Below are 6,085 nucleotides of genomic sequence, written 5' to 3' on the forward strand. Positions count from 1 at the left end.
CGGGTCAGCCCAGGTCCGGTGCCTCGCTGATCTGCCACACCCGGTAGCCGGCATCGCGGATAGCCTGGGCGATGTCCTCCAGGTGGGCGCGCCCCTGGGTCTCGACCGTGAACGACAGGTCCGTGCACTTGGCCGACATGGTCGGCAGCAGCCGGTTGTGGGCCAGTTCGATGACGTTGCCGTCCTTGGCGGCGATGATGGCGGCCACGGCGGCGAGCTGACCGGGCGTGTCGGAGGCTTCCACCGACAGCGTGCCGAGCCGGCCCTGGCGGGTCAGGCCGCGCAGGATCACGGACGCCAGGATGCGCGGGTCGATGTTGCCGCCGGAGAGCACCAGGCCGACGCGCCGGCCGCGGAACCGCTCCGGCTGGCACAGCACGGCGGCCAGGCTGGCGGCGCCCGCCCCCTCGGCCACGGTCTTCTCGACGTTCAGGTACAGGTTGATGGCCCGCTCGATGGCGGCTTCGCTGACCACCGCCACGTCGACACCCTGGGTGGCCAGGATGTGGCGCGCGGTCGGTCCCGGGGCCTTGACGGCGATGCCTTCGGCCACCGTCAGCCCGCCCAGGGGGGAGCTGCGCCCGCTGAGCGCGTCGGCCATCGCGGGGTAGTACTCCGTCTGCACGCCGAGGATGTCGATATCGGGCCGCAGGGCGCGGGCCGCCACCGTCATGCCGCCGATCAGGCCGCCGCCGCCGATGGGCACCACCAGCGCCTCCAGGCTCGGCTCCTGCGCCAGCATCTCCAGGGCGGTGGTGCCCTGGCCGGCCATGATGCGGGGGTCGTCGTAGGGATGGATGAAGGTCAGGCCCTCGCGCGCCATGATCTCCTGTCCCCGCGGCATGGACTCGGCCAGCGTCTCGCCCGCCAGTTCGACGCGGGCGCCCAGGGTGCGGGTGTTGTTGACCTTCACGAACGGGGTGTTGACCGGCATCACGATGACCGCCGGGATGCCGAGGCGGTGGGCGTGGTAGGCCACGCCCTGGGCGTGGTTGCCGGCCGAGACCGCCAGAACGCCGGCCCGGCGCTGCTCCTCCGTCAGATCGAGCAGCCGGTTGAGCGCGCCGCGGTCCTTGAACGAGGCCGTGAACTGGAGGTTCTCGAACTTGACGAAGATCTCCGCGCCGGTGACGTCGGACAGGGTGCGCGAGTGCAGGAACGGCGTCGGCGGCACCGCGTCGGCAATGCGGGCGGCGGCGCTGCGCACGTCATCCAGGGTGATGGTCCAGGGCGGCGCGGGCGCGCCGGCGGGCGCGGTGGCCTCGGACACGGCGGCCTCTGGCACGGCGCGGGGTATGGCGGGGGGCATGGCGGAGCCTCTCGGTCGGGACGGATGCGGGCACGGACGAACCGCACCCGTCACCTTACGGACGCGGCCCGCGGTTTGAAAAGCGGTCAGGTGGGGGAGACCGCAGACTCCGAGCGCCCGAGTCGGTTTTTTGCGCGGCGTCTCCGCCCTGCGCACCGGCCGTCGCCTGGCACCGCCGCCCCGAGACGCCAACGGCCGCCGCCCCCGGAAGGGGACGACGGCCGTGGCGGGCGCCGAATCCGTGATGGGCTCCGGCGCGGGATGACCCGGGCGCGCGGCGCGCGGTCAGGAGGCGGAGCCGGCCGGCTTCTTCGCGGCGCCGGTCTTCGGCGCGGCCTCGGCCTTCTCCATCATGCCCTTCATCTCTTCCAGCGTCTCGCTGAAGCGCTTGTTGAGCAGCTCGAAGACCTCGTTGTTGGACTTCGCCATCAACTCGGACATCTCGCGCATGTTGGAGATCATGCGCTCGAACGCATGCTTGGCCAGGTCGGTCTGGCGCGCCATGGCCTCCTGCGGGTCCTTCATGTCGCCCATGGACTGCGCGGTCTTGGCGTACTCCTCAATGCTCTGACGCAGCAACTCGGCCTGGCGCTGCATCACCGCCTGCATGCCCTCGAACGCCAGCTTGTTGGCGTTGGTCAGGGCTTCGACGTTCTTCTTCTGGCTCTCCACGATAGCGTCCAGGTCCACGCCCGGGATCTTCATGTCGTGCAGGTACTTCGTGAAATCGAAATCGAAAAACTCGGGCTGCTTGGCCATGGTCTCTCTCCAACTGTGGCGCGAGCGCAGGGCGGTCCGACGTCCGTCCCAACCCCTGGCATGCGGGCGGCGGACCTCTCGTTCCGCCTTCACGATAGAAAGAGCGATCCGGCCTGTCAACGGCTTTTTGTGCAGTGCACAATAGCGTCACACGGGAACCCGGAGCGGCCCTGAACCTAAGCGGGGGCGGTGCCCGGTCCCGGGCCTGCCTTGCCGTCGCCGCCCTCCGCGCTGCCGGGGGCCGGGCCGTCGTCGCCCGCCGTCCAGGCCGGATCCGCGTCCGGGGCCGGTTCGACGCGGCCGCCGTCGTCGCGCCGGCGTCGCTCCCGGCACGGCACCACGCGACAGACCGTGCTGGCGACGCTGTCGGCGCGGTCCAGGTTCTTGTCCAGGGCCGCCATGGTCTGTGACAGGTCGGCGGTGTCGTCGTTGATCCACACCCGCATGGTCGCCAGATAGACCGCCGCCAGGCCCTGGCGCGTGGCCAGGCCGCCGAGGCCATCCCCCGACAGGCTGGCCGCCTCCAGCGCCAGGCCCATGGAATGCTGCACGCCCTGCATGGAGACAACGAAGGTGCCCGGGTCGAAGGGCAGATCCTTGATGATCGCTGCCAGGCCTGGCTTCCAGCGCGCCAGGGCGTCGTAGCGGCGCATCAGCATGTCGAACAGGCGGTCGCGGGCGCCGTCCTCTTCGGTGAAGCTCAGCGCCTCGTCGAGCATCGCGGCGTCGACATGCTCCCCCATGGCGCGCAGCACGGCGTTGCGCGAGCCGTGCACCTTCAGCGCCTCGTTCAGCGGGATGCCGGCCCGGTCCGCGATCGCGGCCATGGTCAGCCCGCGCCAGCCGCGTTCGCCGGCCAGACCCAGAGCGGCGTCGATGAGACGGTCGGAAACCGGGGCGGGCGCGCTGCCCGCAGACTCCGGATGGGAGGTGTCGTGCTCGGCCATGCTCGCCTTCCGTGTTTTCTGCCTTTGGTTCGGCACGCGTGCCGTAGTGCGGGAGAATCTGGGGACAAAGGCCGGGCGCCGCAACCGCCGGCCGGGTTACCCGGTCCCGGTGGAGCCGAAGCCGCCGGCGCCGCGCGGGCTGTCCGGCAGGCGCTCCACCGGCGCCCAGGCGAGGCGCGCGATCGGGGCGACGACGAGCTGGGCGATGCGCTGACCGCGCACGAGGGTCACGGGCGCGGGCCCATGGTTGATGAGGATGACCCCGACCTCGCCGCGATAGTCGGCGTCGATGGTGCCCGGCGCGTTCAGCACCGTGACGCCGTGGCGGGCGGCCAGCCCGGACCGGGGCCGCACCTGGGCCTCGTGGTCGGGCGGCAGGGCCAGGGCCAGCCCGGTCGGGACGGTGGCGAAGGCGCCCGGCGCCAGCGTCAGCGGCTCGGTCACCGCCGCCAGCAGGTCGACGCCGGCCGCCCCGGCGGTCGCGTAGGTCGGCAGCGCCAGGTCCGCAGCGTGCGGCAGCCGCACGACCGGCACCGTCAGGGATGTGTCCGTCACGGCGCCGGTCCCAGGGTCTCGGCGATGCGCCGGGCCAGCCGCTCCGCCACCTCCGTCTTGTCCAGCGGCGGCCAGCCCTCCTCGCCGTCGCCGGTGAGGAGGGTGACCGTGTTGGCGTCGCCGCCGAAGGTGCCAGCGGCCGCGCCGACGTCGTTGGCGACGATCCAGTCGCAGCCCTTGCGGGCGCGTTTGTCGCGGGCGTGGGCGATCACGTGTTCGGTCTCGGCGGCGAAGCCGACCATCAGGGCCGGCCGGTCCGGTCCCGGGGCGGACAGGGTGGCCAGGATGTCCGGGTTCTCGGCCAGGGTGAGGGTGGGGCTGTCGCCGTCGGGAGCTTTCTTGAGCTTCTGGGCGGCGCTGCTGGCGACCCGCCAGTCGGCTACCGCGGCCGCGCAGACGGCGACGTCGACCGGCAGCGCGGCGCGGCAGGCGTCCAGCATGTCGCGGGCGCTCTCGACCGGCACCACCCGCACGCCGGCCGGATCGGGCTGTGTGACCGGGCCGGTCACCAGCGTGACCTCGGCGCCCAGCGCCGCCAGCGCGGCGGCGATGGCGTGACCCTGCTTGCCCGAACTGCGGTTGGCGATGTAGCGCACCGGGTCGATGGGTTCGTGCGTCGGCCCGCTGGTGACCAGCACGCGGCGGCCGGCCAGCGGGCCGTCGGCGGTGCCGAGCCGGCGCGCGATGGCCTCCAGGATGGCGGCCGGCTCGGCCATGCGCCCGGGGCCGTACTCGCCGCAGGCCATGTCGCCGCTGTCCGGCCCGACCACCGCGACCCCGCGCCGGCGCAGCCGCGCCATGTTGTCCTGCGTCGCCGGGTGCTGCCACATGCGCACGTTCATGGCCGGGGCGACCAGCACCGGCGTGTCGGTGGCCAGCAGCACCGTGGATGCCAGGTCGTCGGCCAGGCCGTGCGCCATCTTGGCCAGCATGTTGGCGGTCGCCGGCGCCACCACCAGCAGGTCGGCGTCCCGCGACAGCTCGATGTGGCCCATCTCGTGCTCGTCGGTGAGCGAGAACAGGGCGTCGTAGACCTTGTCCTCGCTGAGCGCCGACAGCGACAGCGGGGTGACGAACTGCTTCGCCGCCTCGGTCATGACGCAGCGCACGCGGGCGCCGCGCTCGCGCAGGCGGCGGATCAGCTCCAGCGTCTTGTAGGCGGCGATGCCGCCGGTGACGATCAGAAGAACGCGTCGGCCGTCCAGCATGGCGGGGCTCCGGATGGGGGGGCCGTGGGCGCGCAGGGTAGGGGGGCGGCGGGTGCGGCGCAAGGTGCCTTGGGCGCGCCGCCCCTTGCCCGGACGCGGACCGCGCTCATATGCCCCGCAGACCCGACTCGTTGCCGGAAGAGCCATGTCCGACATGCTTCTGGGCCAGGAACCGCTGGTCCGCCTGAGTGCCTTCCTCGGTGTCCTGCTGAGCGTCGCGCTGTGGGAGGCCGTGCGGCCGCGCCGGCCGCGCCGGCAACCGCGCTGGCTGCGCTGGGGCAACAACCTGGCGCTGGTGGCGGTGGACACGCTGGCGCTGCGCCTGCTTCTGCCGGTGCTGGCGGTCGGGCTGGCGCTGGAGGCCGAAGCGCGCGGCTGGGGGCTGCTCAACGTGCTGGTGGTGCCGGAGGCGCTGGCGGTCGTGCTGTCGATTCTGCTCCTGGATCTGGTGGTCTACCTTCAGCACGTCATGTTCCACGCCGTGCCGGCGCTGTGGCGCGTGCACCGCATGCACCACGCCGATACCGAAATCGACGTCAGCACCGGCCTGCGCTTCCATCCGGTCGAGATCGTGCTGTCCATGGTCCTGAAGCTGGCGGTGGTGGCGGCCCTGGGGCCGCCGGCGGTGGCGGTGCTGCTGTTCGAGGTGCTGCTGAACGCCACCGCCCTGTTCAACCACGCCAACCTGCGCCTGCCCGCGCGGGTGGACCGGGTGCTGCGCTGGGTCGTGGTGACGCCGGACATGCACCGGGTGCACCACTCGATCCGGCCGGAGGAGACCCACAGCAACTTCGGCTTCAACCTGCCCTGGTGGGACCGCCTGCTGGGGACCTATCGCGCCCAGCCGGCGGAGGGTCACGACGGCATGACCATCGGGCTGCCCATCTTTCGCCATGTGCGCGAGCAGTGGCTCGACCGCCTGCTGATCCAGCCGTGGCGTTCGGCCCCGCGCGCCGACGTGACCCCGCGGGTGACGGCCGCCGCGCCGGGGGCGTTGGGTCGTCGCGCCGATGCGGATCCCGACCGGGACAGATGAGGACCGAGGGGCCGCGCGGGCGCGTCCCCGCCCGGGAAAACCGGCGCCAAGACGGCGACGCCGCAGCGGTGCGACGCTCTTTGCGCGTTCATCTGCCCGCTCGGTCGGGGCGCGGTCGCCGTCTGTGACGGCCGGCCGCGAGTCCTGCTTGCACCATTCCTTCATTGGGAAAAAAGTGGTTCATGACGGAAAATCGGGGAGGGGCGGACAACGGGACGGTCTGACACACTGGTAGTTGCGACACGACACAGACTGCCAGGGAGGCCCCGTT

The 6,085-nt window shown here is 72.3% G+C and carries 6 protein-coding genes; 1 reads left to right on the top strand and 5 read right to left on the bottom strand.

Annotated elements, in window-relative coordinates:
• Positions 1-4: 4 nt before the first annotated feature.
• The 5 genes from GGD88_RS14480 to coaBC form a co-directional block, all read right to left on the bottom strand.
• Complete coding sequence (locus tag GGD88_RS14480; protein ID WP_184436680.1) at positions 5-1,309, bottom strand: threonine ammonia-lyase; 1,305 nt, start codon at positions 1,307-1,309, stop codon at positions 5-7.
• A 285-nt stretch (positions 1,310-1,594) separates the two neighbouring features.
• Positions 1,595-2,068, bottom strand: a complete 474-nt coding sequence (locus tag GGD88_RS14485; RefSeq protein WP_184436682.1) for a phasin family protein — start codon at positions 2,066-2,068, stop codon at positions 1,595-1,597.
• Between the two features lie 176 nt (positions 2,069-2,244).
• A complete protein-coding gene (locus GGD88_RS14490; RefSeq protein WP_184436684.1) occupies positions 2,245-3,015 on the bottom strand; it encodes a TetR/AcrR family transcriptional regulator in 771 nt (256 codons plus the stop codon).
• A gap of 96 nt (positions 3,016-3,111) precedes the next feature.
• A complete protein-coding gene (gene dut, locus GGD88_RS14495; protein ID WP_343056380.1) occupies positions 3,112-3,570 on the bottom strand; it encodes a dUTP diphosphatase in 459 nt (152 codons plus the stop codon).
• Positions 3,567-4,778 carry a bifunctional phosphopantothenoylcysteine decarboxylase/phosphopantothenate--cysteine ligase CoaBC gene (coaBC, locus tag GGD88_RS14500; RefSeq protein ID WP_184436686.1) on the bottom strand — a complete coding sequence of 404 codons (1,212 nt, stop codon included), beginning with the start codon at positions 4,776-4,778 and terminating at the stop codon, positions 3,567-3,569. The genes dut and coaBC overlap by 4 nt, the downstream gene beginning before the upstream one ends.
• A gap of 145 nt (positions 4,779-4,923) precedes the next feature.
• Here coaBC and GGD88_RS14505 point away from each other — a divergent pair, with 145 nt between their 5' ends.
• Positions 4,924-5,814, top strand: coding sequence for a sterol desaturase family protein (locus GGD88_RS14505; RefSeq protein ID WP_184436688.1), 891 nt, complete (start codon positions 4,924-4,926; stop codon positions 5,812-5,814).
• The last annotated feature ends 271 nt before the right edge of the window (positions 5,815-6,085 follow it).

The organism is Roseospira goensis (assembly GCF_014197795.1).
GTDB lineage: Bacteria > Pseudomonadota > Alphaproteobacteria > Rhodospirillales > Rhodospirillaceae > Rhodospira > Rhodospira goensis.